Annotated in this window: 27 protein-coding genes; 14 read left to right on the top strand and 13 right to left on the bottom strand. The window is 68.6% G+C overall.

Annotation, left to right across the window (positions count from 1 at the left end; genetic code table 11):
• Positions 1–106: 106 nt before the first annotated feature.
• Both SPHME3_RS0102375 and SPHME3_RS0102370 read right to left on the bottom strand, forming a co-directional pair.
• Positions 107–1,132 (bottom strand): methylated-DNA--[protein]-cysteine S-methyltransferase, encoded by a 1,026-nt coding sequence (locus SPHME3_RS0102375; protein WP_017977452.1) that lies wholly within the window; start codon positions 1,130–1,132, stop codon positions 107–109.
• Positions 1,133–1,181: 49 nt separating this feature from the next.
• Positions 1,182–2,123 (bottom strand): hypothetical protein, encoded by a 942-nt coding sequence (locus SPHME3_RS0102370; RefSeq protein WP_017977453.1) that lies wholly within the window; start codon positions 2,121–2,123, stop codon positions 1,182–1,184.
• A 196-nt stretch (positions 2,124–2,319) separates the two neighbouring features.
• On the opposite strand from SPHME3_RS0102370, the gene SPHME3_RS0102365 reads away from it, so the two are divergent.
• The 6 genes from SPHME3_RS0102365 (at position 2,320) to SPHME3_RS0102340 (ending at position 7,329) form a co-directional block, all read left to right on the top strand.
• Positions 2,320–2,868: a F0F1 ATP synthase subunit delta gene (locus tag SPHME3_RS0102365; RefSeq protein ID WP_017977454.1), complete on the top strand. Its 549-nt coding sequence runs from the start codon at positions 2,320–2,322 to the stop codon at positions 2,866–2,868.
• A gap of 5 nt (positions 2,869–2,873) precedes the next feature.
• Entirely contained in the window at positions 2,874–4,403 is a 1,530-nt protein-coding gene (gene atpA, locus SPHME3_RS0102360) for a F0F1 ATP synthase subunit alpha (RefSeq protein ID WP_017977455.1), read from the top strand.
• A gap of 75 nt (positions 4,404–4,478) precedes the next feature.
• Positions 4,479–5,387: a F0F1 ATP synthase subunit gamma gene (locus SPHME3_RS0102355; protein ID WP_017977456.1), complete on the top strand. Its 909-nt coding sequence runs from the start codon at positions 4,479–4,481 to the stop codon at positions 5,385–5,387.
• A gap of 25 nt (positions 5,388–5,412) precedes the next feature.
• A complete protein-coding gene (atpD, locus tag SPHME3_RS0102350) occupies positions 5,413–6,894 on the top strand; it encodes a F0F1 ATP synthase subunit beta (RefSeq protein WP_017977457.1) in 1,482 nt (493 codons plus the stop codon).
• Positions 6,894–7,076 carry an eL24 family ribosomal protein gene (locus tag SPHME3_RS0102345; RefSeq protein ID WP_017977458.1) on the top strand — a complete coding sequence of 61 codons (183 nt, stop codon included), beginning with the start codon at positions 6,894–6,896 and terminating at the stop codon, positions 7,074–7,076. The genes atpD and SPHME3_RS0102345 overlap by 1 nt, the downstream gene beginning before the upstream one ends.
• A 1-nt stretch (position 7,077) precedes the next feature.
• Positions 7,078–7,329 (top strand): ATP synthase F1 subunit epsilon, encoded by a 252-nt coding sequence (locus SPHME3_RS0102340; protein ID WP_017977459.1) that lies wholly within the window; start codon positions 7,078–7,080, stop codon positions 7,327–7,329.
• Between the two features lie 302 nt (positions 7,330–7,631).
• Here the strand turns inward: SPHME3_RS0102340 and SPHME3_RS0102335 are convergent, their stop codons facing one another.
• The 3 genes from SPHME3_RS0102335 to SPHME3_RS0102325 are packed head-to-tail and all read right to left on the bottom strand — an operon-like array spanning position 7,632 to position 11,797.
• Positions 7,632–8,621, bottom strand: a complete 990-nt coding sequence (locus SPHME3_RS0102335; protein WP_017977460.1) for a N(4)-(beta-N-acetylglucosaminyl)-L-asparaginase — start codon at positions 8,619–8,621, stop codon at positions 7,632–7,634.
• A gap of 29 nt (positions 8,622–8,650) precedes the next feature.
• Positions 8,651–10,822, bottom strand: coding sequence for a primosomal protein N' (locus tag SPHME3_RS0102330; protein WP_024310433.1), 2,172 nt, complete (start codon positions 10,820–10,822; stop codon positions 8,651–8,653).
• Positions 10,823–10,882: 60 nt separating this feature from the next.
• Complete coding sequence (locus SPHME3_RS0102325; protein WP_018250534.1) at positions 10,883–11,797, bottom strand: DMT family transporter; 915 nt, start codon at positions 11,795–11,797, stop codon at positions 10,883–10,885.
• A 236-nt stretch (positions 11,798–12,033) separates the two neighbouring features.
• Between SPHME3_RS0102325 and proS the strand changes: the two genes are divergently transcribed.
• Positions 12,034–13,563: a proline--tRNA ligase gene (proS, locus tag SPHME3_RS0102320; RefSeq protein WP_017977463.1), complete on the top strand. Its 1,530-nt coding sequence runs from the start codon at positions 12,034–12,036 to the stop codon at positions 13,561–13,563.
• Positions 13,564–13,701: 138 nt separating this feature from the next.
• On the opposite strand, the gene SPHME3_RS0102315 is transcribed toward proS, so the two are convergent.
• Positions 13,702–15,297: a cisplatin damage response ATP-dependent DNA ligase gene (locus SPHME3_RS0102315; protein ID WP_017977464.1), complete on the bottom strand. Its 1,596-nt coding sequence runs from the start codon at positions 15,295–15,297 to the stop codon at positions 13,702–13,704.
• Positions 15,298–15,348: 51 nt separating this feature from the next.
• Between SPHME3_RS0102315 and SPHME3_RS0102310 the strand changes: the two genes are divergently transcribed.
• Positions 15,349–16,182: a metallophosphoesterase gene (locus SPHME3_RS0102310; RefSeq protein WP_017977465.1), complete on the top strand. Its 834-nt coding sequence runs from the start codon at positions 15,349–15,351 to the stop codon at positions 16,180–16,182.
• 62 nt (positions 16,183–16,244) lie between these two features.
• Here SPHME3_RS0102310 and SPHME3_RS0102305 read toward each other — a convergent pair whose 3' ends face one another.
• From SPHME3_RS0102305 to SPHME3_RS0102295, 3 genes are all read right to left on the bottom strand, one after another.
• A complete protein-coding gene (locus SPHME3_RS0102305; protein ID WP_017977466.1) occupies positions 16,245–16,736 on the bottom strand; it encodes a Dps family protein in 492 nt (163 codons plus the stop codon).
• Positions 16,737–16,847: 111 nt separating this feature from the next.
• Positions 16,848–17,414, bottom strand: a complete 567-nt coding sequence (locus tag SPHME3_RS0102300; RefSeq protein ID WP_018250533.1) for a TMEM165/GDT1 family protein — start codon at positions 17,412–17,414, stop codon at positions 16,848–16,850.
• A 24-nt stretch (positions 17,415–17,438) separates the two neighbouring features.
• A complete protein-coding gene (locus tag SPHME3_RS0102295) occupies positions 17,439–17,774 on the bottom strand; it encodes a hypothetical protein (protein WP_017977468.1) in 336 nt (111 codons plus the stop codon).
• Between the two features lie 175 nt (positions 17,775–17,949).
• Between SPHME3_RS0102295 and rpmG the strand changes: the two genes are divergently transcribed.
• A complete protein-coding gene (gene rpmG / locus SPHME3_RS0102290; RefSeq protein WP_017977469.1) occupies positions 17,950–18,117 on the top strand; it encodes a 50S ribosomal protein L33 in 168 nt (55 codons plus the stop codon).
• Between the two features lie 328 nt (positions 18,118–18,445).
• Positions 18,446–19,189 carry a MauE/DoxX family redox-associated membrane protein gene (locus SPHME3_RS0102285; protein ID WP_017977470.1) on the top strand — a complete coding sequence of 248 codons (744 nt, stop codon included), beginning with the start codon at positions 18,446–18,448 and terminating at the stop codon, positions 19,187–19,189.
• A 151-nt stretch (positions 19,190–19,340) separates the two neighbouring features.
• On the opposite strand, the gene SPHME3_RS0102280 is transcribed toward SPHME3_RS0102285, so the two are convergent.
• Entirely contained in the window at positions 19,341–19,703 is a 363-nt protein-coding gene (locus tag SPHME3_RS0102280; protein WP_018250532.1) for a response regulator, read from the bottom strand.
• Positions 19,704–19,742: 39 nt separating this feature from the next.
• Here SPHME3_RS0102280 and SPHME3_RS0102275 point away from each other — a divergent pair, with 39 nt between their 5' ends.
• From SPHME3_RS0102275 to SPHME3_RS0102265, 3 genes are all read left to right on the top strand, one after another.
• Positions 19,743–20,018 carry a DUF3572 domain-containing protein gene (locus SPHME3_RS0102275; protein ID WP_017977472.1) on the top strand — a complete coding sequence of 92 codons (276 nt, stop codon included), beginning with the start codon at positions 19,743–19,745 and terminating at the stop codon, positions 20,016–20,018.
• A complete protein-coding gene (locus tag SPHME3_RS0102270; RefSeq protein ID WP_017977473.1) occupies positions 20,018–20,653 on the top strand; it encodes a hypothetical protein in 636 nt (211 codons plus the stop codon). The genes SPHME3_RS0102275 and SPHME3_RS0102270 overlap by 1 nt, the downstream gene beginning before the upstream one ends.
• 64 nt (positions 20,654–20,717) lie before the next feature.
• Entirely contained in the window at positions 20,718–21,182 is a 465-nt protein-coding gene (locus SPHME3_RS0102265; RefSeq protein WP_017977474.1) for a RidA family protein, read from the top strand.
• 12 nt (positions 21,183–21,194) lie between these two features.
• Here the strand turns inward: SPHME3_RS0102265 and SPHME3_RS0102260 are convergent, their stop codons facing one another.
• Entirely contained in the window at positions 21,195–22,847 is a 1,653-nt protein-coding gene (locus SPHME3_RS0102260; RefSeq protein ID WP_017977475.1) for a thiamine pyrophosphate-binding protein, read from the bottom strand.
• A gap of 108 nt (positions 22,848–22,955) precedes the next feature.
• Between SPHME3_RS0102260 and SPHME3_RS0102255 the strand changes: the two genes are divergently transcribed.
• Entirely contained in the window at positions 22,956–23,867 is a 912-nt protein-coding gene (locus SPHME3_RS0102255; protein WP_017977476.1) for an SMP-30/gluconolactonase/LRE family protein, read from the top strand.
• Positions 23,868–23,922: 55 nt separating this feature from the next.
• On the opposite strand, the gene SPHME3_RS0102250 is transcribed toward SPHME3_RS0102255, so the two are convergent.
• Together SPHME3_RS0102250 and trhO are read right to left on the bottom strand one after the other, a co-directional pair.
• A complete protein-coding gene (locus tag SPHME3_RS0102250; protein WP_017977477.1) occupies positions 23,923–24,300 on the bottom strand; it encodes a hypothetical protein in 378 nt (125 codons plus the stop codon).
• 178 nt (positions 24,301–24,478) lie between these two features.
• Positions 24,479–25,399 carry an oxygen-dependent tRNA uridine(34) hydroxylase TrhO gene (gene trhO, locus SPHME3_RS0102245; RefSeq protein ID WP_017977478.1) on the bottom strand — a complete coding sequence of 307 codons (921 nt, stop codon included), beginning with the start codon at positions 25,397–25,399 and terminating at the stop codon, positions 24,479–24,481.
• Between the last annotated feature and the right edge of the window lies 1 nt (position 25,400).

Genomic DNA, 25,400 nt, shown 5'->3' with positions numbered 1-25,400 from the left:
GATCGCGCCGATCACGCCCCCGGCATCGTCTTCGAGAACCCGAGGCCGATCAGCCCGAAACCGCACACCGCGCTCGCATGCACCACCCAAGCGGCATCACGCACCGCTACCCCCGCTCGCGCGCCAACAGCGCACGCTTGCGCTCCACGCCCCAGGCATAGCCGCCCATCGCACCGTCGCCGCGCGTCACCCGGTGGCACGGCACCAGCACCGCCAGCGGGTTGCGCCCGCAGGCCGTCCCCGCCGCGCGCGTGGCCCCCGGCCGTCCGGCCGCCGCGGCCAGCTCGGCATAGCTGCGCGTCTCGCCCGCCGGGATGGTGCGCAGCGCCTGCCACACCGCCTCCTGAAACGCCGTGCCCTGCACATCGACTGGCAGGCCCGCGTCGCGTCCCGGCGCCTCGACCAGCGCGACTACCTCCGCCGCCAGCGTCGCCAGCGCGGCATCGCCCGGTACGATCGTCGCCTGCGGGAAATGCGCCGTCAGCGCGCCCGCATCCTCGTCGAACGCGATCCGGCACAGGCCAGTCTCGGTCGCCGCGACCAGCAATGGTCCCAGGCTGGTCGCCACCACGGTCCAGCGGATCGTCAGCCCCGCCGCACCCTTAGCCCTCGCGCGCGGCGCCATGCCCAGCCGCGCGGCGCCGTCGGCATAGAAACGACTCGCCGCGCCATAGCCCGCGGCGTGGATCGCCTCGGTCACGCCCGCGCCCGCATCCAGCGACGCCGCCGCCCGTCCGGCGCGCACCGCCCGCCCGTAAGCGGCGGGGCTGACCCCCGTCGCCCGCGTGAAGACCCGCTGGAAATGATGGGGCGCATAGCCCACCACGCCGACCAGCTCCGCCAGCGTCACCGGCCCCTCCGCCGCCGCGATCGCCGCGCAGGCGTCGGCCACCGCCTGCGTGTCGCGCGCCACGCCATCGGGCAGGCAGCGCCGGCACGCCCGATAGCCTGCCGCCCGCGCCGCCGCGCCATCTGCCAGAAAGAGCACGTTCGACCGTGCCGGGCGCCGCGCCGGGCAGCTCGGCCGGCAATAGATGCCCGTGCTGGTGACCGCGACGACGAACGCGCCGTCCTGACTCCTGTCCCGCGCCACGAAGGCGGCCCAGGCCGCATCCTGATCGATCTCGCTCATGCCCCCGTCATAGCGCGCGGGCGGGCGCCGCTCATCCCGCGGCTTGCGATCAAAACCCGGTGCCGCGCACCGGCGACCGTGCGCGCATGATCGCGACATCGTCGCGCCCCGCGGCCAGGCTCGCCACGCGCTCCAGCCCCTTGCTCACCGCGCTGCCCGCATCCGGCGCGAACAGCCGCGCCCGCGTATAGCGGTCCGCCGCTTCGGCATAGCGGCCCGCGGCTTCGGCGCACAAAGCCAGGTTGAACGTCGTCGATCCCTGATCGGGCACCGCCTTGTCGATCGCGGCAAAGGCGTCGCACGCCGCGTGTTCGTCGCTCTTGGTCAGATGGACCGCGGCCTTGAACTGTTTCGCGATGTCGGGCGGCAGGCCGTCGCGCTCCTCCCGGACGCGCACCTTATAATCCTCTGCATGTGGGGCGAGGTCGAGGCGCACCTCCTGCGCGATCGAATCGGCCATGCTGCCGACGGTGAAGCCGACATCGGTCGCGATGCCGCTGTCCTCGCACCAGCTCGAAAAGTCATGCCGCGTCTTGGTGGTGTCGTACGGCTTCTCGCCGCTCCGCGCCTCGCGCATCACCAGGTCCGCGCGGAAATCGACCGTGCGGCTGGTGCAGCGGACGACATAGCGCTGCCGGGCGACGCATTTACCATCCTTGTTCTTCTCGACGCAGCGCTCGCGGCTTTCGGTATAATCGTTACTCGCCACCTCGACGCCGGTATGGCCGGACAGCAGCCCGTCGGGGCGCAGGCCCGCGGGCACCAGCACCGCATGCGGCACGCCGTCCGCGCCCAGTTTCGCCAGCCGCCGCTCGATCGCATCGGCCAGTGTACCGCCATAAGCGCCGTCGAACGGCCCGATCCCGATCGTCGGCAGCAAGCTCGCCGCGCGCGCATTGGCGCCGAACACGCCGGCCACGTGCAGCACCTCGGCCCGCGCCGTGCCCGTGATCGCCAGTCCCGCCAATACGATCGCCGCCCACCGCATCATCCGCCTCCCGTTTTACCCTGTTGCCATCGTTACGGCCCCGTTCCTGAACAGAAGCTGCGCGTCTACTTGCGCTTGTTCGCCCCCCATGCTAGCCGCCCGCCACCCATAAGTGGTGCGCGAACTCGCGCGCCCTCTTCCCCATGGGCCAACATTTCGGCACGAGGACTTCGATTCCGTGGAGACATCCAGCGGTAATTTGGGCGGCGGTATCCAGGCGAGCCTGGGCGGACGCTATGCGATCGCGCTGTTCGAACTCGCCCGCGATTCGAAGAGCATCGACACCGTCGAGGCGAGCCTCGTGGCGGTCCGCGACGCGCTACGCGACAGCGAGGACTTCGCCAAGCTCACCACCAGCCCGCTGGTCGCCCGCGGCGCCGCGGTGAAGGCGGTGCTCGCCGCCGCCGACGCGATGGGCCTCGACGCGACGACCAAGAACTTCCTCGGCGTCCTCGCCGAAAACCGCCGCCTCGCCGCGCTGCCGCAGATCATCCGCGCCTTCCGCGCGCTCGCCAGCCGCCATCGCGGCGAAGTGTCGGCCGAGGTCACCAGCGCGCATCCGCTGACCGAGGAACAGGTCGGCGAACTCAAGCAGCAGCTGCGCACCCGCGTCGGCCGCGACGTTTCCGTCGACCTGTCGGTCGACCCCGAACTGCTCGGCGGCCTGGTCGTCCGTATCGGTTCGCAAATGATCGATTCGTCGATCCGCACCCGTCTCAACACTCTCGCGCACGCGATGAAGGGCTAACGCAAATGGATATCCGCGCCGCAGAAATCTCGAAGGTCATCAAGGACCAGATCAGCAACTTCGGTGACCAGGCCCAGGTCAGCGAGACCGGCCAGGTGCTCAGCGTCGGCGACGGCATCGCGCGCATCTACGGCCTCGACAACGTCCAGGCGGGCGAGATGGTCGAATTCGCCAATGGCGTGCAGGGCATGGCGCTGAACCTCGAAGCCGACAACGTCGGCGTCGTGATCTTCGGTTCGGACGCCGAAATCCGCGAAGGCGACACCGTCAAGCGCACCGGCACCATCGTCGACGTGCCGGTCGGCAAGGGCCTGCTCGGCCGCGTGGTCGATGGCCTCGGCAACCCGATCGACGGCAAGGGCCCGATCGTCGCCGACCAGCGCAGCCGCGTCGAGGTGAAGGCGCCGGGCATCATCCCGCGCCAGTCGGTCAGCGAGCCGATGCAGTCGGGCCTGAAGGCGATCGACGCGCTCGTTCCCGTCGGCCGTGGCCAGCGCGAGCTGATCATCGGCGATCGCCAGACCGGCAAGTCCGCCGTCGCGATCGACGCCTTCATCAACCAGAAGGGCGTCAACGCCGGCACCGACGAGAAGAAGAAGCTGTACTGCGTCTATGTCGCGGTCGGCCAGAAGCGCTCGACGGTCGCGCAGCTCGTCAAGACGCTGGAAGAGAATGGCGCGATGGAATATTCCATCGTCGTCGCCGCGACCGCGTCGGAGCCCGCACCGATGCAGTTCCTCGCGCCCTACACCGGCGCCGCGATGGGTGAATATTTCCGCGACAACGGCATGCACGCGCTGATCGTGTTCGACGATCTGTCGAAGCAGGCGGTCGCCTATCGTCAGATGTCGCTGCTGCTGCGCCGTCCGCCGGGCCGTGAAGCGTACCCCGGCGACGTGTTCTATCTGCACAGCCGCCTGCTCGAGCGTGCTGCGAAGATGTCGGACGCCAACGGTGGCGGCTCGCTCACCGCGCTGCCGATCATCGAAACGCAGGCGGGCGACGTGTCGGCCTACATCCCGACCAACGTGATCTCGATCACCGACGGCCAGATCTTCCTCGAAACCGACCTGTTCTTCGCCGGCATCCGCCCCGCGATCAACGTCGGCCTGTCGGTCAGCCGCGTCGGCTCGGCCGCGCAGACCAAGGCGATGAAGAAGGTGTCGGGCAGCATCAAGCTCGAGCTGGCGCAGTATCGCGAAATGGCCGCCTTCGCGCAGTTCGGCTCGGACCTCGACGCCTCGACGCAGAAGCTGCTGAACCGTGGCGCGCGCCTGACCGAACTGCTCAAGCAGAAGCAGTTCAGCCCGATGCCGTTCGAGGAGCAGACCGCGTCGATCTTCGCCGGCACCAACGGCTATATCGATAACGTCCCCGTCGCGGACGTGACCCGCTACGAAGCCGCGATGCTCGCCGACCTGCGCGCCAACCACGCCGACGTCCTCACCAAGATCCGCGACACCCGCGATCTCGGCGACGAGGCGAAGGCAGGCCTCAAGGCCGCGCTCGACCAGTTCGCGAAGACCTTCGCGTAACGTTCAATGTGCTCCCGCGCAGGCGGGAGCCCAGTACTGGGTCTCCGCCTTCGCGGGGACACATGAAGGACAACAATGGCGTCGTTGAAGGCCCTCAAGATCCGGATCAACTCGGTCAAATCGACCCAGAAGATCACCAAGGCGATGAAGATGGTCGCCGCCGCCAAGCTGCGCCGTGCGCAGGAAGCGGCGCAGGCCGGCCGTCCCTATGCCGAGCGGCTGGAGGCGGTCGTCGCCAGCCTGTCGCGCCAGCTGGCGGGCGGCGCTGGCGTCTCGCCGCTGCTCTCGGGTACCGGCAAGGACCAGGTTCACCTGCTCGTCGTCGCGACCTCGGAACGCGGCCTCGCCGGTGCGTTCAACAGCAACATCGTCCGCGCCGCCCGCCGCAAGGCGGAGGAGCTGGAGGCGCAGGGCAAGACCGTGCGCTTCTACCTCGCCGGCAAGAAGGGCCGCGTGCTGCGTCGCTTCTACCCGAACGCGATCCTCGCCGACCATGAGCTGGGCCAGCACAAGGTGCTCGGCTTCCAGCAGGCGCGCGAAGTCGCCGACGACCTGCTCGCGCGCTACGCCGCGGGTGAGTTCGACGTCGCGCACCTGTTCTACGCCAAGTTCGTCTCGGCGCTCGTCCAGCTGCCCGTCGGCCGTCAGATCATTCCGGTCGCGGTGGACGTCCTGGACAAGGACGTACCCTCCACTTCGTCCACTTCCAGCAACACTTCCGCCCCCGCCGCGGTGGTCGAATACGAGCCCGACGAAGAGTCGATCCTCGCCGACCTGCTGCCGCGCAACGTCGCGATCCAGATCTTCCGCGCGATGCTGGAAAACGCCGCGTCGGAACAGGGCAGCCGCATGAACGCGATGGACAATGCGACGCGCAACGCGGGCGACATGATCAACCGCCTGTCCATCCAGTACAACCGCACGCGCCAGGCCGCGATCACGACCGAACTGGTCGAGATCATCTCCGGCGCCGAAGCGCTCTAACGAATCCGAAGCAGGAAGAACCGCCATGGCAACCGCCGCAGACGACATCCGCCCGACCCAGTCGACGGGCAGCAGCAACACCACCGGCACGATCGCGCAGGTCATCGGCGCCGTCGTCGACGTCCACTTCCCCGAAACGCTGCCGGCGATCCTGTCGGCGCTGGAAACGGACAACAACGGCACCAAGCTGGTGCTCGAGGTTGCGCAGCACCTGGGCGAGAACACCGTCCGCACGATCGCGATGGACGCGACCGAGGGCCTGACCCGCGGTCAGACCGTTCGCGACACCGGTTCGCAGATCAGCGTTCCCGTCGGTCCGGCGACGCTCGGCCGCATCATGAACGTCGTCGGCGAGCCGATCGATGAGCGTGGCCCGGTCGCCACCGACCTGCGCGCGCCGATCCACGCGAAGGCGCCGGAATTCGTCGACCAGTCGACCGACAGCGCGATCCTGGTCACCGGCATCAAGGTCATCGACCTGCTCGCGCCGTACGCGAAGGGCGGCAAGATCGGCCTGTTCGGCGGCGCCGGCGTCGGCAAGACCGTGCTGATCCAGGAACTGATCAACAACATCGCCAAGGGCCACGGCGGCACCTCGGTGTTCGCGGGCGTCGGCGAGCGCACCCGCGAGGGCAACGACCTCTACCACGAATTCCTCGACGCGGGCGTCATCGCCAAGGATGCCGAGGGCAATCCGATCAGCGAGGGATCGAAGGTCGCGCTGGTGTTCGGCCAGATGAACGAGCCGCCGGGCGCCCGCGCCCGCGTCGCGCTGTCGGGCCTGACCATCGCGGAATATTTCCGCGATCAGGAAGGACAGGACGTGCTGTTCTTCGTCGACAACATCTTCCGCTTCACGCAGGCGGGCGCGGAGGTGTCGGCACTGCTCGGCCGCATCCCGTCGGCGGTGGGCTACCAGCCGACGCTGTCGACCGACATGGGCGCGCTGCAGGAGCGCATCACCTCGACCAACAAGGGCTCGATCACCTCGGTGCAGGCCGTCTACGTCCCCGCGGACGATTTGACCGACCCGGCGCCGGCGACCTCGTTCGCCCACTTGGACGCAACGACCGTGCTCAACCGCGCGATCTCGGAACTTGGCATCTATCCGGCGGTCGATCCGCTCGATTCGACCAGCCGCGTGCTTGAACCGCGTATCGTCGGCCAGGAGCATTACGACACGGCGCGCGCCGTCCAGTCGCTGCTCCAGCGCTACAAGTCGCTGCAGGACATCATCGCCATCCTCGGCATGGACGAACTGTCCGAAGAGGATAAGCTGACGGTGACCCGCGCGCGCAAGATCCAGCGCTTCCTCAGCCAGCCGTTCCACGTCGCCGAAGTCTTCACCGGCATCAGCGGCAAGTTCGTGCAGATCGAAGACACGATCCGCTCGTTCAAGGCGGTCGTCGACGGCGAATATGATCACCTGCCGGAAGCAGCCTTCTACATGGTCGGCGGCATCGACGAAGTCGTCGCCAAGGCCGAAAAGATGGCCGCCGAGGCCTAATGCCCGCGCTGCGCCGCGAGGACGCCGTCAACGCCGTCTGTCCCTGGTCGGGTAAGCCGATCAGCGACGATGCCTTGACGGTCTATCGCGGCGCGGTGGTCGGTTTCTGCAATCCCGGCTGCCGGGACAAATTCGACGCGGCCATCACCGCGTTCGATCGCGTGATTGAAACGAGACTCTGACATGCTGCACTTCGAACTCGTCACGCCCGAAAAGCTCGTCCGCTCCGAGGACGTGTACATGGTCGTCGTGCCCGGCACCGAAGGCGACTTCGGCGTGCTGGAGGGCCATGCGCCCTTGATGTCCACCGTCCGCGACGGCGCGCTCTCGGTCTACCGCACCGAAGGCGGCCAGCCCGAAACCATCGCGATCCAGGGCGGCTTTGCGGAAGTGAACGCCCAGGGCCTCACCGTCCTCGCCGAACACGCGGCGTAATCGATCCGAGGCCGGCGGCGATCCAGACTGTTGGATCGCCCTCCCGCTAAGTCCCTGCGCAAAGGCACATAATCGGCACCGGCTGTCCTACAGCCCGTCACCCCGATACAGCCGGCGAATCCCGGCTCTTTCTCACCACGGCTAACCCCATTCCCGTCACCCCGGCCCTGAGCCGGGGTCCCGCTTCTTCTTCTCCGACGACCAAAAAGCGGGACCCCGGATCAAGTCCGGGGTGACGGAGTGTTTCAATCAGACCGGAAACGATACCCCCGCATCGTTTCCGCCAAGGTGTCCATCGTCGCTCACGCAGTGAACAGCGACCGCCCCTTGCGCACTACGGTCCGCCCCGCCGCATCGGTCACCGCATAGGTAAAGCCCGGCAACAGGCAGAACGCCCCCACCTCGCCCTGCGGCGACAGGGCCAGGAAGCCCACCTGCACGCCCTTGATCGCATCCCCGCGCAGCTTGGCGATATGCTTCACCACCTCCTCGCACGCCGCCTGCGGCGTTAGCCCGGCGCGCATCGATGCGACGACGCGCGCCGTGCCCGCGATCCGCGTCACCTCCTCGCCCAGCCCCGTCGAGGTCGCGCCACCGACGCCCGCCTCGACGTACAATCCGCTACCGACCTGCGGCGAATCGCCCACCCGCCCGCGCATCTTGAACGCCATGCCCGACGTGGTGCAGGCCCCCGCCATCCGCCCCGTGGCGTCGCGCGCCAGCAACCCGATCGTGTCGTGATCCAGCGCACCGCCCAAAGGCGCGCGGCGGTTTTCGATATTGGCGACCGGCGTGTATTGCGAGGTCTTCAGCCACTCGCGCCACGCCTTCTCCGCCGGCGGCGTCAGCAGATCGACCTTCGGAAAGCCCTGGTCGCGCGCGAACCGCGTCGCGCCCTCGCCGACGATCAAGGTGTGCGGCGTCTTCTCCATCACCCGCCGCGCGACGGAGATGGCATGCACCGTATCCTCCAGCGCCGCGACCGCGCCGACGCCGCCGGCATCGTCCATGATCACCGCATCCAGCGTCACATGCCCGTCGCGATCGGGATAGCCGCCATAGCCGACCGAATGGTTTTCCGGGTCCGCCTCCGGCACCATCGCCCCTGCCTCGACCGCGTCGAGCAACGTGCCCCCCGCCTTCATCCGCGCAAACGCCGCATCGTTCGCCGCCGCACCGAAATCCCAGGTGGACACGATCAGCGCGCGATCCGGGCTCGCCGCCATCGCGGGCATCGCCGCCGCTCCGCTTGCCGCCGCCATGCCACCCAGAAACCCGCGCCGCGTCGTCATGCCGTCATCCTTTGGACCGGTATTGGTCCTTACAGGAAGTTATACGGATCGACGTCCACCGTCACGCGCGCTTTCGCCGGCCAGTCGAGCCCGCCCAGCCAGTCGCGGATCACGTCCTGCACGTCGAGCGCGCGCCGGGCATGCACCAGCAGCCGATAGCGATGCCGCCCCCGCAGCATGGCGAGCGGGGCAGGGGCGGGGCCATAGACCGCCATACCATCCACCCGTGGCGCGCTCTGCGCCACCGCACGCGCCACCTCATGCGCACACGCCTGCTCCTCCGACGACACGACGATCGCGGCATAGCGGCCAAAGGGCGGAGCGCCGGCATCGCGACGCGCCTCGGTTTCCGCCTCGTAGAAGGCCTCGGCATCGCCGGTGATCAGCGCCTGCATCACCTGCGCCGACGGACTGTGCGTCTGGATGAACACATGCCCCGGCTTGGCTCCACGCCCCGCACGCCCCGACACCTGCCGAATCTGCTGGAACGTCCGTTCCGCCGCCCGCAGGTCGCCGCCCTCCAGCCCCAGATCGGCATCGATCACGCCGACCAATGTCAGATTGGGAAAGTGATAGCCCTTGGTGACGAGCTGCGTGCCGACGACGATGTCGATGTCGCCCGCTTCCATCCGGCCGACGAACTCCGCAGCCTTGGCCGGCGACCAGATCGTGTCGCTGGTGACGACCGCGGTCTTCGCCTCAGGGAACAAAGTCGCCACCTCGTCCGCGATTCGCTCGACGCCGGGACCGCAGGCGACCAGGCTGTCCTCCGCCTTGCACTCCGGGCAGGCGCGGGGCGTCGGCATCACATGGCCGCAATGGTGGCAGGCCAGCCGGCGGGTGAGGCGATGCTCCACCATCCAGGCGGTGCAATTGGGGCATTGGAAGCGGTGCCCGCAATTGCGGCACAGCGTCAGTGGCGCATAGCCGCGACGGTTGAGGAACAGCAGCGACTGCTCGCCCTTCTCGAACGTCTCACGCAGCGCCGTCACCAGCTTCGGCGCGATCCACGTGCCGCGTTCGGGCGGGTGCTGGATCAGGTCGATCGCCTCGATCGTCGGCATCTCGGCGGGGCCGTAGCGGCCGGGCAGCTTCAGTTCGGCATAGCGGCCCAGCGCCACCTGCTGGCGCGTCTCGATCGCCGGGGTCGCGCTGGCCAGGATCACCGGGCATTGCTCGAACTTGCCGCGCATCACCGCGACGTCGCGGGCATGGTAATGGACGCCCTCTTCCTGCTTGAAGCTCGTCTCGTGCGCCTCGTCGACGACGATCAGGCCGAGGTTGCGATAGGGCAGGAACAAAGCGGACCGCGCGCCCACCGTCACCAGCGCCTCGCCGCTCGCGATCGCGCGCCACGCCCGCCGTCGCTGGGTGGAGCGTAGGCCCGAATGCCACGCCACCGGCTCGCAGCCGAAACGGTCGTGGAAGCGCTTCAGGAACGGTTCGGTCAGCGCGATCTCGGGCAGCAGCACGAGGGTCTGCCGCCCCTGCCGGATCGCTTCGGCCACCGCCTCGAAATACACCTCGGTCTTGCCCGATCCGGTGACGCCGTCGAGCAGGGTGGGGCGGAATTCATGGGCGGCGACCCCGGCGACCAGCTCGTCCGCGGCGGCCTGCTGCGCCTCGGCCAGCGTCGGCGGACCGAAGGCCGGGTCGGGATGCGGATAGGGGCTGTCGATATCGACGCTCACCGCCTCCAGCGCGCCGGCCTTCACCAGCCCACGGACCACCGCGTCGGACACGTCGGCGAGGGTGGCGAGCTCGCGGATCAGGCCTTGCCGGTCGCCGATCCGCTCCAGCGCCTGCTCGCGCTGTGGGGTGAGGCGCGGCGGCACGGTGCCGGTGGCGCGATACTCGGTGACGGTCCGCGCCCCCTCCAGCGCGGAGGTGGAGGCGAGCGCCATCCGCACCACGGCGGCGGGCGGCGCGAGATAATAATCCGCCGCCCACTCGATCAGCCGGCGCAAGGGCGCGGCGAGCGGCGGCACGTCGACCACGCCGAGCAGCGGCCGCAGGCGGTTGTCGCCGACCTCCGCATCCGATGGCATCCGCTCGGGCTCCCACACCACGCCGAGCAACTGACGCGGACCCAGCGGCGCGATGACCACCGATCCCGGCTCGACATGCGAGCCCGCCGGCACGCGATAGTCGAGCGGGCCGAGCGCGGAATTGAGGACGAGAACGCGGGCGCGCGACGACATGGCGTCCATATGGGGGCTGATCGACTCGGCGTGAAGCGCCGGATTGCGCCGCTTCGACGGCTAGGCGACGTCGTCGGCGCTTGCCGCGATCGTTTCCTGCCGCTGGCGCACCTGCTCGCGCCAGACGATGATCAGGCCGCTCGCGATGATCACCGGCGCGCCGATCCAGGTCGCGCTGGCCGGCAAGGTGTCGAAGATCAGCCAGCCGAGCGCGGTCGCCCACAACAGGCTGGAATAATCCATCGGCACCACCACCGACACGGGGCCGAGCTTCAACGAATTGGTCATCGCGATCTGCGCACAGCCGCCCAGCACACCGACCGCGGCCAGGCACGCCCAGCCGAACGCCCCGTGGTTCTGGGCAACCGGCACGTAGAAGAGCGACAGCGGCACCAGCGACAGCGTCGAAAACCAAAAGACGGTGGTCAGCGCCGCCTCGGTCCGCCCGATCTGGCGCAGCAGGATCGTGACGCAGGCGGTGCCGAACGCCCCGCCCAGCGCAAAGGCCGCGCCGCCCAGCGGCAGATGCCCGTCGTTCGCCGCAAGGCCCGGCGCCGCGACGATCAGCACGCCAGCGAACCCCGCCACCACCGCGCCCCAGCGCCACACCCCGGTCGGCTCGCTCAACACGAGTGCGCCCAGGATCGTCGTGATCAGCGGCACGGTGAAGCCGATCGTCGTCGCCTCGGCGAGCGGCAGCAGCACGATCCCGTGGAAGGTCAGCGCCATCGCGCTCAGCCCCACCACCGCCCGCGCAACATGCGCCGGCAGTCGCCGTGTCGCGACGCTCGTCATGCCGGGACCGCTGGCGATGACGGCCGACACCAGCAGCGCCGCGCCGAACTGGCGAAAGAACAGGATCTCGACCACGCTCGCGCCGGCATGTTCGGCCAGCTTGATGCTGGCATTCATCGCGGCAAAGAACACGACCGACAGCAGGCGCAGGCCGATCGCGGGCAGGATGCGGTCGTTCATGCCGGGGCTGTAGCGGGATTGGGAGCGAGGGCGCGACCTAAATTCCTCCCCCGCCAGGGGGAGGGGGACCGTTCGGCGCCAGCCGAATGGTGGAGGGGGAGGTGCCCGGTGCCGTGCGCGAGGAAGCCTCTCGCTTACCTCCCCCTCCGTCACCGCCTGCGGCGCTGCCACCTCCCCCTGGCGGGGGAGGACTTGCGGGGTGACGGAAACGTCCGTCGGAGATAAGAGCCACCACCATGAAGCACGCTCTCCCCATCACCCGCGACGCCGATTTCGCCGCCTGGTATCAATCCGTCATCACCGAGGCCGACCTTGCCGAGGAATCGGGCGTGCGCGGTTGCATGGTCATCCGGCCGTGGGGCTATGGCATCTGGGAGCGAATCCAGCGCCTGCTCGACGACCGGATCAAGGCGACGGGGCATGAGAATTGCTACTTCCCGCTCTTCATCCCGCTGTCCTATTTCGAAAAGGAAGCCGAGCATGTCGAGGGCTTCGCCAAGGAGATGGCGGTCGTCACGCACCATCGCCTGATCCCCGACGGCCACGGCGGCCTGAGGCCCGATCCCGCCGCCAAGCTGGAAGAGCCGCTGGTCGTGCGCCCGACGTCGGAGACGGTGATCGGCACCGCCTTTGCCCGCTGGGTGCAGTCGTGGCGCGACCTGCCCGTGCTCATCAACCAATGGGCCAATGTGGTGCGCTGGGAGATGCGGACGCGCATGTTCCTGCGGACTAGCGAATTCCTGTGGCAGGAGGGGCATACCGCCCACGCGACCGCCGACGAAGCGCGCGAAGAGACGCGCAAGATGCTCGAAGTCTATCGCGACTTCGCCGAAACCTGCCTCGCGCTGCCGGTCGTCGCGGGTGAGAAGCCCGAGAACGAGCGTTTCCCCGGCGCGGTCGCGACCTACAGCATCGAAGCGATGATGCAGGACGGCAAGGCGTTGCAGGCGGGCACCAGCCACTTCCTCGGCACCAATTTCGCGCACGCCCAGAACATCCGCTTCCAGAATGCCAGCGGCGAGCTGGAGCTGGCGAACACGACCAGCTGGGGCGTCAGCACCCGCATGATCGGCGGCGTGATCATGGTCCATGGCGACGACGACGGCCTGCGCGTGCCGCCGCGCATCGCGCCGTGGCAGATCGTGATCGTCCCGATGCTGCGCGATCAGCCCGAGGACGAGGCGCTGATCGCCTACGCCAAGGACATCCAGTCGAACCTCGCCGGCCTGACCGCGCTGGGCGAGCCGGTGCGCGCGCTGCTCGACCTCAAGCCCGCCAAGGCCGCGACCAAGCGCTGGGGCTGGGTGAAGAAGGGCGCGCCGATCGTGATCGAGATCGGCGGCCGCGACATGGCGGGCGGCAACGTCTCAGTGATCCGCCGCGACCGGCTGTATCGCGAGGACGGCAAGCTCGACGCGGCAGTGATGCCGCGCGGCGATTTCGAGGCGGATGCGCCCGCCTTGCTCGCCGCGATCCAGCAGGCGCTGCACGAACAGGCGACCACGCGGATGCAGGCGGCGATCGTGCCGGCGGCGGACTTCGCCGCGGTCGAGGCGCATTTCGCCGAAGGGCAGAAGAACCCCGGCTGGGTCGAGGTGCAATGGTCGCGTCCCACCGGTGCGGCGCTCGACCAGGTGGTCGAGCGGCTGAAGGCGCTGAAGCTGACGATCCGCAACGCGCCGGGCGATCAGGCCCCGGCGGACGGCGCCTGCGTCTTCACCGGCGCGCCGGCCGTCGAACGCGTGCTGCTCGCCCGGGCGTACTGATCGACAGGCGCCCCCCGGAAACGTCGCCCTAGCGAAGGAAGGGGCCTCGAGCGGCTCTTGCTGGGCGCGACAACAGGGAAACCGCTGCGTTCGCTGGGATGACGTCGCGTAGGGGGGAGCCTGTACGTCGCTCCCGCCTTACGTCACCAGCCGCCGCAGCGTTTCGACCCGATCCGCCTCTGCCGCGGGCTTGTCGGTGCGGATGCGTGCGATGCGAGGGAAGCGCATCGCGACGCCGGACTTGTGCCGGGTGGAGGTGTGGATCGAATCGAACGCGATCTCCAGCACCAGCGTCTTCTCCACTTCGCGCACTGGGCCGAAGCGCTTCACCGTATGGCGGCGCACGAAGCTGTCGAGCATCCGCAATTCCTCGTCGGTGATCCCCGAATAGGCCTTGCCGACCGGCAACAGCTCGCCCTCTTCGGTCCAGCAGCCGAAGGTATAGTCGCTGTAATAGGACGATCGCCGCCCGTTGCCGCGCTGCGCGTACATCATCACGCAATCGGCGGTCAGCGGATCGCGCTTCCATTTGTACCACAGGCCGGCGCGCCGCCCACCGACATAGGGGCTGTCGCGGCGTTTCAGCATCACGCCCTCGATCGCCGCATCGCGCGCGCCGGCGCGGATCGCCTCCAGTTCCGTGAAGCTGTCGGCCGCGATCACCTGGCTGAGATCGAAGCGATCGGGATCGAGCCGCGGCACGAACGCCTCCAGCCGGTCGCGCCGCTCCGTCCAAGGTAGCGCCCGCAGATCCTCGGGACCGTCGAACAGGATGTCGTAGAGGCGGACGAACGCGGGATAGTCGGCTAGCATCTTCGCCGACACCTGCTTGCGTCCCAGCCGCTGTTGCAGCGCGTTGAAGCTTGCCGCCCCACCACCGTCGTCCAACGCACCGCCCTGGAATTCGCCCTTCACCAGCAGTTCGCCATCGACCGTGCCGGGGGTGGTGAAGGCCGCGGCGACGTCGGGAAAGCTGCCGGTCACATCGTCGCCGGTACGGCTGTACAGGCGCGTCTTACCCGCGACATGGACGATCTGGACGCGGATGCCGTCCCATTTCCACTCGGCGGCATAATCGGCGAGGTCGACCTGCGCATCCTCCAGCCCGTGCGCGAGCATGAAGGGGCGGAAGACCGGCACGTCCGCCGGGGTGGGTTGCGCGCCCTTTCCCTCCGCCCAGGCGAACAGGCTGGCGTAGGGCGGCGACAGGCCGTGCCACACCTCCTCGACCGCATCGACATCCAGCCCGAACGCCTGCGCCAGCGCGGTCTTGGCGAGCCGCGCGGATACGCCGATACGCAGCCCCCCGGTCGCCATCTTGAGCAGCGCGAACCGCTCCTCCGCATCCAGCCGGTCGAGCATGCCGGCGAGCACCGCGGGGGCATCGGAGCGCGACAGATGGCGCAGCGCGTCGACCGCAGCGGTGATCGACAGCGGACCGGCATCGGGCGGCGGCACCACCGGCGCCGGCCACAGCAAAGCGACCGTCTCGGCCGTATCGCCGACATAGTCGCGGCTCATCCGGAACAGCACGGGATCGACCCGCGCCTCGATCAGCGCCCGGATCTGCGCGGGCTTCACGCCGGGCAGATCGAGATCGCCGGTCAGCGCCGCCATCGCCCAGCCGCGATCGGGATCGGGCGTCGCGTGCAGATAATCGACGATCAGCTTGAGCTTGGCGTTCCGCCCCCGCGTGTAGATCAGCGAATCGAGAAGCGCGGCAAAGGCTTGCATGGACACACGAACGCATGGCGCCGTCGAAGCGCTCCCGCTAGGACCCGCATCGTGAAACGTCCGCTTCTCAGTGCCGCGCTGATCGTCGCCTTTATCGCCGGCGCCGTCTTCCTCATCGGCTATCGCAACGCCCGCGCCGATCCGGTCGTTCGCCGGGTGACGATGGCGCTGCCCGACTGGCCGGCCGGCAAACCGCCGATCACCATCGCGCTGATGAGCGATATCCACATGGAAAGCATGGCGATGGACGAGGGGCGGCTGGCCCGCATCGTCGGGCAGGTTAATGCGCTCCACCCCGATCTGGTCGTGCTGGCCGGTGATTTCATCGAGGGGCGCGGCGCCGGCGAGGCGGAGCGGGCGATCCCGTTGCTGGCACGCCCGCTGTCGCAGTTGAAGGCCCCGCTGGGGGTCGTCGCGGTACTCGGCAATCACGATCACTGGACCGATCCCGCACCGATCGCGGCGATGCTGCGGCGGATCGGCGTACTCGTGCTGGTCAATCAGGGTGAGGGGCTCGGGCCGCTTGCGCTGGGCGGCCTCGACGATCCGGCGACACATCACGATCGCATCGCCCCGACCCAAGCGGCGCTGGCGACACTGGCCGGCGCCGGCGTGATGGTCGCGCATTCGCCCGATGTCGCGGTCAAGCTGTCGCGGCGCACGACGCTGCTGCTCGCCGGCCACACGCATTGCGGACAGGTCGTGCTGCCGCTGATCGGCGCGCCGGTCGAGGTGACCAATCCGCGCTATCGCTGCGGCATCGTGCGCGATCCGCATCGGCTGACGGTGGTGACGGCAGGGCTGGGCACGAGCAATCTGCCGATCCGCTTCGGCGCACCGCCCGACCTGTGGCTGGTGCGCGTCGGGCCGATCCCCTCCCGCTGACGGCCGGGCACAGGGATGTACCGTCACCCCGGATCGGGTCCGGGGCGACGGAAAAGCCGGGCTCAGCCCTTGCGGCTGGCTTCGAACAGGAACCAGGCGCGCTCTTCGGCCTGGTCGGTCCAGTCGTCGACGATGCCGCTGGTCGCATTGTCCTTGGCCGCTTCGGCCGCGTCCTTCACCGCGCGGAAGCTTTCGACCAGCTTCAGATTGTCCTCGCGCAGTTCGGCCAGCATCGCGCCGGCTTCGACGAAATCCTTGTCATTGTCGGCGATCGTCTGGCGGCGGCTGATGTCGCCGATCGAGCGCAGCGTCACGTTGCCGGTCTTGCGCACGCGTTCGGCGATCGCGTCGGTCACGCCCAGGATCTGCGCGGCCTGATCATCGAGCAGCAGGTGATAGTCGCGGAAATGCGGGCCGCTGACGTGCCAGTGGAAGTTCTTGGTCTTCAGATACAGCGCATAGCAATCGGCGAGCGAGGCATTCAGCGCGTCGGCGACCGAGCGCGTGTTCGACAGATCGGTGGGCGTGTTGAGCGCCGGATTGACGTCGGCCATGGGGAAGCTCCTGACAGAAATGGGTTCGTTGCGGAAACGATCCGATAGCGCAAACGCTCCCGGTCGGACCGGGATTTTGCATCAGGAATCATGGTCAGATTGATCGGGCGGCTAGATCAGACGAAGGGCCCCCACGCCAAGCCAGAGCCCGACGATCAGGAACAGGATGCCGATCCCGATCCGCAGCGACCGCAGCGGCAGCGCGCGCCATCCCGCTTCGCCAAGCAGCGCCGCGGGCGCGATCACGGCAAGCGATCCCAGCGTCGCACCCAGCGGCGCGAGCCACACCAGCTCCGCCCGAGCGCTCAGGGTCAGGACGATGAACTGCACGCCGTCGCCGAAGGCGAGGATGAACAGCCCGAGCAGGCTGGTCGCCGCAGCGCCGAGCCGCCAGCGTTCGAGCCGGTCGGGGGCCTTGGCGGGAAACAGCGCGCCACCGCCCTGCAGCACCAGCGCCAGCGCCAGGAACAGCTGCTTCGCCTCGGGCGTCAGCTGCGGGGCGATCAGGCCCCCCGCGGCGCCCGCCAATCCCGCGGCCACGGCAAGCGCGATGGCCGCCATTGCGACGACGAGGCCCGGCGCGCGGTAGCGATCGGCCAGGATCGCGGCGAGCCAGGCGGGGCGGTCGCCCACCTGTGCCAGCGCGGCGGCGACCAGCGCCGCCATCAATGCATCCATGCCGTCCCGTCCCGTCGTCGGTGTTCAGCTTGCGAGGCGCACCGAACAGGCCGCCGCAAAGGTGTCGCACGCCCGCACATCCTGCCGGTCGCAGGCGACCGCGTCGCCCAGCATCGACAGCCAGCCATGCACCAGGGCACCATGTTCGCCGCGCGACAAGGCCGAATCGACGAAATGCGCGACCGTCACCGCGGGGTTCAGGCCATGACGATGTGCGATCAGGCGGATCTGGTTGATATCAGGCTTCAGGTCGCGTGCGCAGGTATAGGGCGCCTTCACGTCGATCGCGGCGATTCGCGCCGCCAGGTCGGCGCGCACCGCCTCCAGCGCCATGTCGTTGATATGCCCCTGATGCCCCATGTCCCGCTCCCGTCATGTCATATGGCATTCATGCGCCCGCACCGGTAACGTGGTGGTTAACGATGGGGGTGGGGGCATCCGCGGTTGACTTTCGTCGCCGTCTGGCCCATGCGCCGCGACTGATCGAGCGGCGGCGTTGGTGCTGCCGCTCTCCTTGTTTTCAGGATTAGGGCTCATGGCCAAGCCGACTACCGTCAAGATCAAGCTCGTCAGCACTGCCGACACCGGCTTCTTCTACGTCACGAAGAAGAATCCGCGCACCAAGACCGAGAAGCTGAGCTTCAGCAAGTACGACCCCGTCGTGCGCAAGCACGTCGAGTTCAAGGAAGCCAAGATCAAGTAAGCTGCTGCCGGGGCGCCGCTGCCCCGCGTTGCTTGCCGAATCGAATCGCGAAGAGCCGCCGGTGCCCCGCGCATCGGCGGCTCTTCGCGTGCGTGCCTGCGGACGGAAAGCGACGTGCGGGCAACCTATGCGTTTTTGTGACGAAGCCATGGTGGGGGCTAGGTTCGGCCACATTGCGTTCATGTTCGGTCGGCATAGCGGACCGTGGTGGCCGGACGATCCGGCCGCCCTGTATCGCGTCACTACGGGCTAAGGGCGGTCCTCTCGAATCGAGGGGGCCGCCCTTGGTTTATGCGGGGTGCTGGCGGCATGACGGCCGTGTCCCCACATGTCGGTCATGTCGAAGCGCGCCGTCCTCTACCGCATGGTCATGCCGACCCACATCTGTCCCTATGGCCTGAAGGCACGCGATCTGCTGCGTCGCAAAGGCTATGCGGTCGACGATCGGCACCTGACGACCCGTGCCGAAACCGATGCGTTCAAGGCCGCGCACGACGTGAAGACCACGCCGCAGACGTTCATCGATGGCGTGCGGATCGGCGGCTACGACGACCTCCGCCGCTATTTCGGACTGTCGGTGCCGGACCCCAAGGCGGTCAGCTATCGGCCGGTCTTGGCCGTATTTGCGATGACCGCGCTGATGGCGATGGCCGCCAGTCTCGCCGCCTTCGGCACGCCGGTCACGGTCCGCGCGGGCGAATGGTTCATCGCCTTCAGCATGGTCGTGCTGGCGATCCTGAAGCTCCAGAACGTCGATCGATTCGCGACGATGTTCCTGGGCTATGACCTGCTCGCGCAACGCTGGGTGCCCTATGCCACGCTCTACCCGTATCTGGAGGGGCTGGCGGGCGTGTTGATGATCGCGGGTGTCGCGACATGGCTGTCGGTGCCCGTCGCGCTCGTCATCGGCGGTGTGGGCGCGGTGTCGGTTTACAAGGCGGTGTATGTCGATCGGCGCGAACTCATATGCGCCTGCGTCGGCGGCGACAGCAAAGTGCCGCTGGGCTTCGTGTCGCTGACCGAAAACCTGATGATGGTCGCGATGGCCGTGTGGATGATGCTGGCGGGATGACGCCGGGAACCGCGTTGAGGAATCATCGTTTTTACCGATAGCTCGCAGCTCCCGCGCCCTTTTCGGGGGGTAAGGGCGCTGAGAGCGCGCGGCACCCTGTCGCGGCCCGATCGCCGCGGCAGGGTGCCTTTTTCGTGTCGCGCCTCGCAGGTCAGACCAGCGCGTTCACCGCATCCATGAATCGCGCGAGACTGATCGGCTTCGACACATAGGATCGGGCGCCGGCCGCCCGGATCCGCTCCTCGTCGTCACGTCCCGCATAGGCGGTGACCGCCATCACCGGAATATCGCGCAGCTGTTCGTCCGCCATCAGCTCCAGAATCAGCTCATATCCCGTCACATGCGGCATCTGGATATCCATGATGATCAGGTCGGGCATCACCTCGCGTGCGCGGGCCACGGCCTCTCGTCCGTCGCGCACCGGTTCGGCGACGAACTCGTGCGCCCGCAGCAGGTCGCAGAACAGCTTCAGATTGAGTTCGTTGTCCTCGACAACGAGCACCCGTTTCGCCACGTGGGTCACCGATCCTTTCCCGTCACCGGACGATAGGCAATGCGCGGTCGCGATACAAACACCCCCGATGCGGAATTGCTCGGGCTTCAGGCGCTGGCCTGGACGCTCGGCGAACAGGCGCGTGCCGATCGCCTGATCGCGACGACCGGCCTCTATCCCGACGATCTACGCGCCCGTGCCGGCGAACCCGCCGTGCTCGCCGCAGTACTGGCCTATCTCGAGGCGTACGAACCTGATCTCATCGCCTGCGCCGATGCGCTGGGCGTCACCCCGTCGGCGCTGGTCGCCGCACACCAGATGCTGGAGGCTCGCTGATGACCCAGACACCCCGATTCTTGCTGATCACCGATTGCGACGAAGTGCTGCTGCATATGGTCAAGCATTTCGGCACATGGGTGCGCGAAACGCACGATATCGACTTCACGCCCGATGGCGCCGATTTCGCCAATTCGATGCGCCGCCGCTCGACGGGCGAAACGCCGACGCAGGCGGAGATGTGGTCGATGCTCGGCGGCTTCTTCCCGTCCGAAATGCACCGCCAGACCCTGGTCCCCCACGCCGCCGAGGCGCTGGCGCGATTGAGCGAGGTGGCGGACATCGTCGTCCTCACCAATCTGCTCGACAGCTGCCGCACCGCGCGGATCGACCAGCTCGCCGCCTTCGGCATCCATCACCGCGTCGAATGCAACCAGGGCGGCAAGGGCGATCCCGTATCGCGCCTCGTCGAGGAGCATGGCAATCCGGTGACGGTGTTCGTCGACGATCTGGCCGTCCATCACGAATCGGTGTCGCGCCACGCGCCGCAGGTCCACCGGCTGCACATGGTCTCCGAACCCAGCCTCGCGCCCAGCGTCGCCCCCGCGCCGCACGCGCATGCGCGCATCGACGACTGGCGCGAGGCGGCGGACTGGATCGCCGCCCGCTTCGCCGCGGGGCAACCCGCCGCCTGACGGTTTACCGCCCGCTGCGCCATCGGCTAGACGCGCGGGCAACGCATCATCGAAGGATACTGCCATGACCACGCACGTCGATCGCAAGCTCGAGGAACTCGGCCTCACCCTGCCCGAAGCGGCGGCGCCGGTCGCGGCCTATGTGCCGGTGGTCGAGGCGGGCGGCATGCTCCATCTGTCCGGCCAGCTGCCCTTCAAGGACGGCCAGCTCGTCACCGGCCGTCTGGGCGACGGCGTGTCGCTGGAACAGGGGCAGGAGGCCGCGCGTCTGTGCGGCCTGATGATCGTCGCGCAGGTCAAGAAGCACCTCGGCGGCGACCTGTCGCGCATCAAGCGCGTCGTGAAGCTGGGCGTGTTCGTCAACAGCCACGGCGACTTCACCGATCAGCCCAAGGTCGCGAACGGCGCCTCCGAACTGATGGTTGCGCTGTTCGGCGACGCCGGCAAGCACGCCCGCAGCGCCGTCGGCGTCCCCGTCCTGCCGCTGGGCGCGGCGGTCGAGGTCGATGCGATCATCGAGCTGGCGTAACGCGGCGCGGCGTCACCCCCGCCGCGCCACCGCGCTCAGCGTGGTGCCGGCGGTGATGACCTCGATATCGGTGCGGATATGCAACAGGCGCACTCCGCGTTGCGCCTGCGCGCGCGCGAGGGCCGGCGCGAAATCCTCGGTCCGCGTCACCGTCTCCGCCCAACAGCCATAGGCCCGGCCGAGCGCTGCGAAATCGGGATTGGCCAGCGCCGTGCCCGACACGCGACCCGGAAATTCGCGCTCCTGATGCATGCGGATCGTGCCGTATCCGCCATTGTCGATCACCAGCACCAGCAGCTGCGCGTCATATTGCACCGCGGTCGCCAGTTCCTGCCCGTTCATCAGGAAACAGCCGTCGCCGGCGAGCGCCACCACCTGCCGCCCCGGATGGCGCAGCGCCGCGGCAACGGCGGCGGGCAGGCCATAGCCCATCGCCCCCGCCGTCGGCGCCAGTTGCGTGCCCGGCGCGGCATAGGGCCAATAGCGGTGCCACCAGCCGCTGTAATTGCCCGCGCCGTTGCAGATGATCGCATCCGCGGGCAGCGCCTCACGCATCGCCGCGACGCAGGGCCCCAGGTCCATTGCTACGCCGTCGCGTGCCGCGGGCGTCGACCACGCCTGCCAATCGGCGTGCGCAGCGGCGCCACCGGCGTTCGGCGGTCCGTCGATCGCGTTCAAGCCTTCCGCAAACTCCGCCATGCCCGCGCAGATCGCGAGGTCGGTGCGGTACGTCATGCCCAGTTCGTCTGCGTCCGGGTGGACGTGGATCAGCCGCTGCCCGGGATGCTCCGGGGTGATCAGTGCATAGCCATCGGTCGTCGCCTCACCCAGTCGCGGGCCCACGACCAGCAGCAGGTCGGCGGCCTTGATCCGCGCGACGAGCTTCGGGTTCGGGCCATAGCCCAGGTTCCCGGCATAAGCGGGGCAGGCGTTGGGGATGGCATCCTGCCGGCGAAAGGCGGCGGCGACGGGCACGCCGGTGCGATCCGCCCAGGCGGCGAAATCCTGCGCCGCGATCCCATCCCATCCCGCCCCGCCGACGATCGCGACGGGGCGTTCGGCGGTGGCGAGCAGATCGGCAAGCTGCGCCATCGCGCCCTCGTCGCACCCCTGCGCCGCGCGCTCGACGCGCGGCCGGTCGACCGCCTCGACTGCATCGAGCAGCATGTCCTCGGGCAGCGCGAGCACCACCGGCCCCGGCCGCCCGTTCATCGCCACCGCATAGGCGCGCGCGACATATTCCGGGATACGGGCCGCATCGTCGATCCGCGCCGCCCATTTGGCGAGGGGCCCGAACATCGCGGCGAAATCGACCTCCTGGAACGCCTCGCGATCGCGGGTGCCGCGATCGACGTCGCCGATGAACAGGATCATCGGCTGCGAATCCTGCCGCGCGACATGCACGCCGATCGAGGCATTGGTCGCGCCCGGCCCGCGCGTCACGAAGGCGATGCCCGGCCGGTGCGTCAGCGTGCCGTCGGCGCACGCCATAAAGGCCGCGCCGCCTTCCTGCCGGCACACCACGGTTTCGATCTGCGGCGTATCATGCAGCGCATCGAGCACCGCGAGGAAGCTTTCGCCCGGCACGGTGAAGATGCGTTCGCACCCTTGCGCGAGCAATTGGTCGACGAGGATGCGGCCGCCGGTCCGGGTCTGTCTCTCCATGCGCGCGACTGTGCCCCGCGGCGGCGGCGATGTCGAGGAAGGGACTTGCCAGCGCCACCGCCCCTGGCGATGCTGCGGCAGCATCGACGACGTGGGAGAGGCGCGCAGATGACGTGGCGGACGGTGGCGCAGGGCCTGCGCTTTCCCGAAGGACCGGTGGCGATGCCCGACGGCAGCGTCATCCTGGTCGAGATCGCGGCGGGGCGGATCACCCGCATCGATGCGGAGGGCCGGATCGACGTGGTCGCAGAACCGGGCGGCGGACCCAATGGCCTGGCGATGGGGCCCGACGGCAAGCTGTATTGCTGCAACAACGGCGGGTTCAACTGGCATGAAGCGGGCGGTTTTCTGGCGCCGCACGGGCAGGCCGACGATTATAGCGGCGGGCGCATCGAACGCATCGACCCGCTGCGCGGCACGGTCGACGTGCTGTACGCCGACGGCGATTTCGGCTGTTCGCTGCGTGGCCCCAACGACATCGTATTCGACGCGCATGGCGGTTTCTGGTTCACCGATCACGGCAAGACGCGCCCCCGGGAGCGCGACGTCACCGGCATCTTTTACGCCAAGGCGGACGGCAGTTTCCTGGAAGAGGTGGTGTTCCCGTCGGAAAACCCGAACGGCATCGGCCTGTCACCCGACGGCAGCCGCCTCTACGCGGCAGAGACCTACACGTGCCGGCTGATGGCATTCGACGTGATCGCCCCCGGCAAGGTCGCGCCCGGCGGCGGCCCAGGCGGGCCCGGCATCCCGGTCTATCGACCGGCGGGGTATAAATTCTTCGATTCGCTGGGTGTCGAGGCCGGCGGGAACGTCTGCGTCGCGACGATCGGCGAAAGCGGGATCAGCGTCGTGTCCCCGACGGGCGACCTTGTCGAATTCGTCGCGACTGATGACGTGTTCACGACCAACATCTGCTGGGGCGGGGACGATCTGCACGACGCCTATGTCACGCTGTCGGGCAGCGGCCGGCTGGTGACGATGCGCTGGCCGCGGCCCGGATTGCGCCTGGCCTATTGAGGGAACGGCGCGCCCGGCGATCGGTACGCCGACCGCTGAGCGCCTTATTGTCCGCTTACACCCGCGACCGCGGACCGAAGTCGAACCAGCCCGGACGCTGGCCTGCCGGATAGGCCGGACGGGCGGCGGTCTGACGGCGGCCGGTCAGGCGTTCGCCGATCGTCGGCGCCGTGGTGGCGACCGGCGCCGCGACCGGCCGGGCCTGCGCCGCTTCGGTCAGCCGCGCATTCTCCCGCTCCAGTTCGGCGACGCGCGCATTCGCGGCAGCCAGGCTGGTGTCGCCCTGCTTGCGATAGGTGCCATGCGCCTCGCGCTCCGCGGCGTACCGCGCCTTCCACTTCTTGCCGCCGCTGCTGCTCGCCAATCCGAAGAACCAGCCTGCGATCAGGCATAGCGCCAGGGCGGCGAATTGCGTGGTGGTGGTGAACAGCATCCGTCGAGCCTCCTGTTACGGCAGCATAACGACGATGCCGGGGGTTGGTTCATCCGACAGGCGCCGCGCTTCCTTCGACCCTCACCCTTCCGGCGCTACGCGTCTCCCTCCCTCTCCCGCTGGGAGAGGGAAGAGACGGCGAAGCCGTCGATAGGGTGAGGGTGGGTGCGCGACGCGCTCACTCCCCGAACCGTCGCCCGACATGCGCCTCGCCGCGCGCCTCCGCCAGCTGCGCCTGCCGGTGCCGCTCCGCATAGCGCGCCCGGTCCGCCGCATCGCGCGTGTCGTGGCAGCGCGGGCAGCTCACGCCCTCCTCGTACAGCGGCGACGCGCGATCCGCCTCTGACACCGGCATCCGGCACGCCCGGCACAAGCCGTGGCTGCCCGGCGCCAGGCCGTGCCCCACCGCCACCCGTTCGTCGAACACGAAACATTCGCCCCGCCACGCGCTCTGCTCGGCGGGCACCTCTTCCAGATATTTCAGGATGCCGCCCTTCAGGTGGAACACGTCCGGCACGCCCTCGGCCTTCAGGAACGCCGTCGCCTTTTCGCAGCGGATGCCCCCGGTGCAGAACATCGCGACCCGCTTCGTGCCGGCGAGCAATTCGTCGCGATGCGCCCGAAACCAGCCCGGAAATTCGCGGAACGATCGCGTTTCGGGATCGATCGCGCCGTCGAACGTGCCGACCGCCACCTCGTAATCGTTGCGCGTGTCGATCAGCACCGTGCCCGGATCGGCGATCAGCGCATTCCAGTCGGCGGGATCGACATAGGTGCCGGGATCGGTCGGGTCGACCAGCGGCTCGCCCATCGTCACGATCTCGCGCTTCAGCCGCACCTTGGTACGGTGGAAGGGCATCGTGTCCGCCGCGGAAAACTTCACCTCCAGCCCCGCGCATCCCGGCAGGGCGCGGATATGCGCGAGCACTGCGTCGACGCCCTCGGCCGGCCCGGCGATCGTCCCGTTAATCCCTTCCTCCGCCAGCAACAGCGTGCCGCGCACGCCCTGCGCCTCGCACAAGGCCAGCAACGGCCCCTGTAGCGCGGCGGGATCGGCGAAACGGGTGAAGTGATACAATGCAGCGACGGTGACAGACATG

Origin of the sequence: Sphingomonas melonis DAPP-PG 224, from assembly GCF_000379045.1 — a bacterium.
Lineage (GTDB): Bacteria > Pseudomonadota > Alphaproteobacteria > Sphingomonadales > Sphingomonadaceae > Sphingomonas > Sphingomonas aquatilis.
Note: the sequence above shows the minus strand (reverse complement) of the source record. Positions and strands in the feature narration are given on the sequence as shown.

Bases quoted from the DNA above. Each gene is read 5' to 3' on its own strand.
- SPHME3_RS0102375 (WP_017977452.1), bottom strand. From the start codon at position 1,132: ATGAGCGAGATCGATCAGGATGCGGCCTGGGCCGCCTTCGTGGCGCGG.
- SPHME3_RS0102370 (WP_017977453.1), bottom strand. From the start codon at position 2,123: ATGATGCGGTGGGCGGCGATCGTATTGGCGGGACTGGCGATCACGGGC.
- atpA (WP_017977455.1), top strand. From the start codon at position 2,874: ATGGATATCCGCGCCGCAGAAATCTCGAAGGTCATCAAGGACCAGATC.
- SPHME3_RS0102355 (WP_017977456.1), top strand. From the start codon at position 4,479: ATGGCGTCGTTGAAGGCCCTCAAGATCCGGATCAACTCGGTCAAATCG.
- atpD (WP_017977457.1), top strand. From the start codon at position 5,413: ATGGCAACCGCCGCAGACGACATCCGCCCGACCCAGTCGACGGGCAGC.
- SPHME3_RS0102345 (WP_017977458.1), top strand. From the start codon at position 6,894: ATGCCCGCGCTGCGCCGCGAGGACGCCGTCAACGCCGTCTGTCCCTGG.
- SPHME3_RS0102340 (WP_017977459.1), top strand. From the start codon at position 7,078: ATGCTGCACTTCGAACTCGTCACGCCCGAAAAGCTCGTCCGCTCCGAG.
- SPHME3_RS0102335 (WP_017977460.1), bottom strand. From the start codon at position 8,621: ATGACGACGCGGCGCGGGTTTCTGGGTGGCATGGCGGCGGCAAGCGGA.
- SPHME3_RS0102330 (WP_024310433.1), bottom strand. From the start codon at position 10,822: ATGTCGTCGCGCGCCCGCGTTCTCGTCCTCAATTCCGCGCTCGGCCCG.
- SPHME3_RS0102325 (WP_018250534.1), bottom strand. From the start codon at position 11,797: ATGAACGACCGCATCCTGCCCGCGATCGGCCTGCGCCTGCTGTCGGTC.
- proS (WP_017977463.1), top strand. From the start codon at position 12,034: ATGAAGCACGCTCTCCCCATCACCCGCGACGCCGATTTCGCCGCCTGG.
- SPHME3_RS0102315 (WP_017977464.1), bottom strand. From the start codon at position 15,297: ATGCAAGCCTTTGCCGCGCTTCTCGATTCGCTGATCTACACGCGGGGG.
- SPHME3_RS0102305 (WP_017977466.1), bottom strand. From the start codon at position 16,736: ATGGCCGACGTCAATCCGGCGCTCAACACGCCCACCGATCTGTCGAAC.
- SPHME3_RS0102300 (WP_018250533.1), bottom strand. From the start codon at position 17,414: ATGGATGCATTGATGGCGGCGCTGGTCGCCGCCGCGCTGGCACAGGTG.
- SPHME3_RS0102295 (WP_017977468.1), bottom strand. From the start codon at position 17,774: ATGGGGCATCAGGGGCATATCAACGACATGGCGCTGGAGGCGGTGCGC.
- rpmG (WP_017977469.1), top strand. From the start codon at position 17,950: ATGGCCAAGCCGACTACCGTCAAGATCAAGCTCGTCAGCACTGCCGAC.
- SPHME3_RS0102285 (WP_017977470.1), top strand. From the start codon at position 18,446: ATGTCGGTCATGTCGAAGCGCGCCGTCCTCTACCGCATGGTCATGCCG.
- SPHME3_RS0102275 (WP_017977472.1), top strand. From the start codon at position 19,743: ATGCGCGGTCGCGATACAAACACCCCCGATGCGGAATTGCTCGGGCTT.
- SPHME3_RS0102270 (WP_017977473.1), top strand. From the start codon at position 20,018: ATGACCCAGACACCCCGATTCTTGCTGATCACCGATTGCGACGAAGTG.
- SPHME3_RS0102265 (WP_017977474.1), top strand. From the start codon at position 20,718: ATGACCACGCACGTCGATCGCAAGCTCGAGGAACTCGGCCTCACCCTG.
- SPHME3_RS0102260 (WP_017977475.1), bottom strand. From the start codon at position 22,847: ATGGAGAGACAGACCCGGACCGGCGGCCGCATCCTCGTCGACCAATTG.
- SPHME3_RS0102255 (WP_017977476.1), top strand. From the start codon at position 22,956: ATGACGTGGCGGACGGTGGCGCAGGGCCTGCGCTTTCCCGAAGGACCG.
- SPHME3_RS0102250 (WP_017977477.1), bottom strand. From the start codon at position 24,300: ATGCTGTTCACCACCACCACGCAATTCGCCGCCCTGGCGCTATGCCTG.
- trhO (WP_017977478.1), bottom strand. From the start codon at position 25,399: ATGTCTGTCACCGTCGCTGCATTGTATCACTTCACCCGTTTCGCCGAT.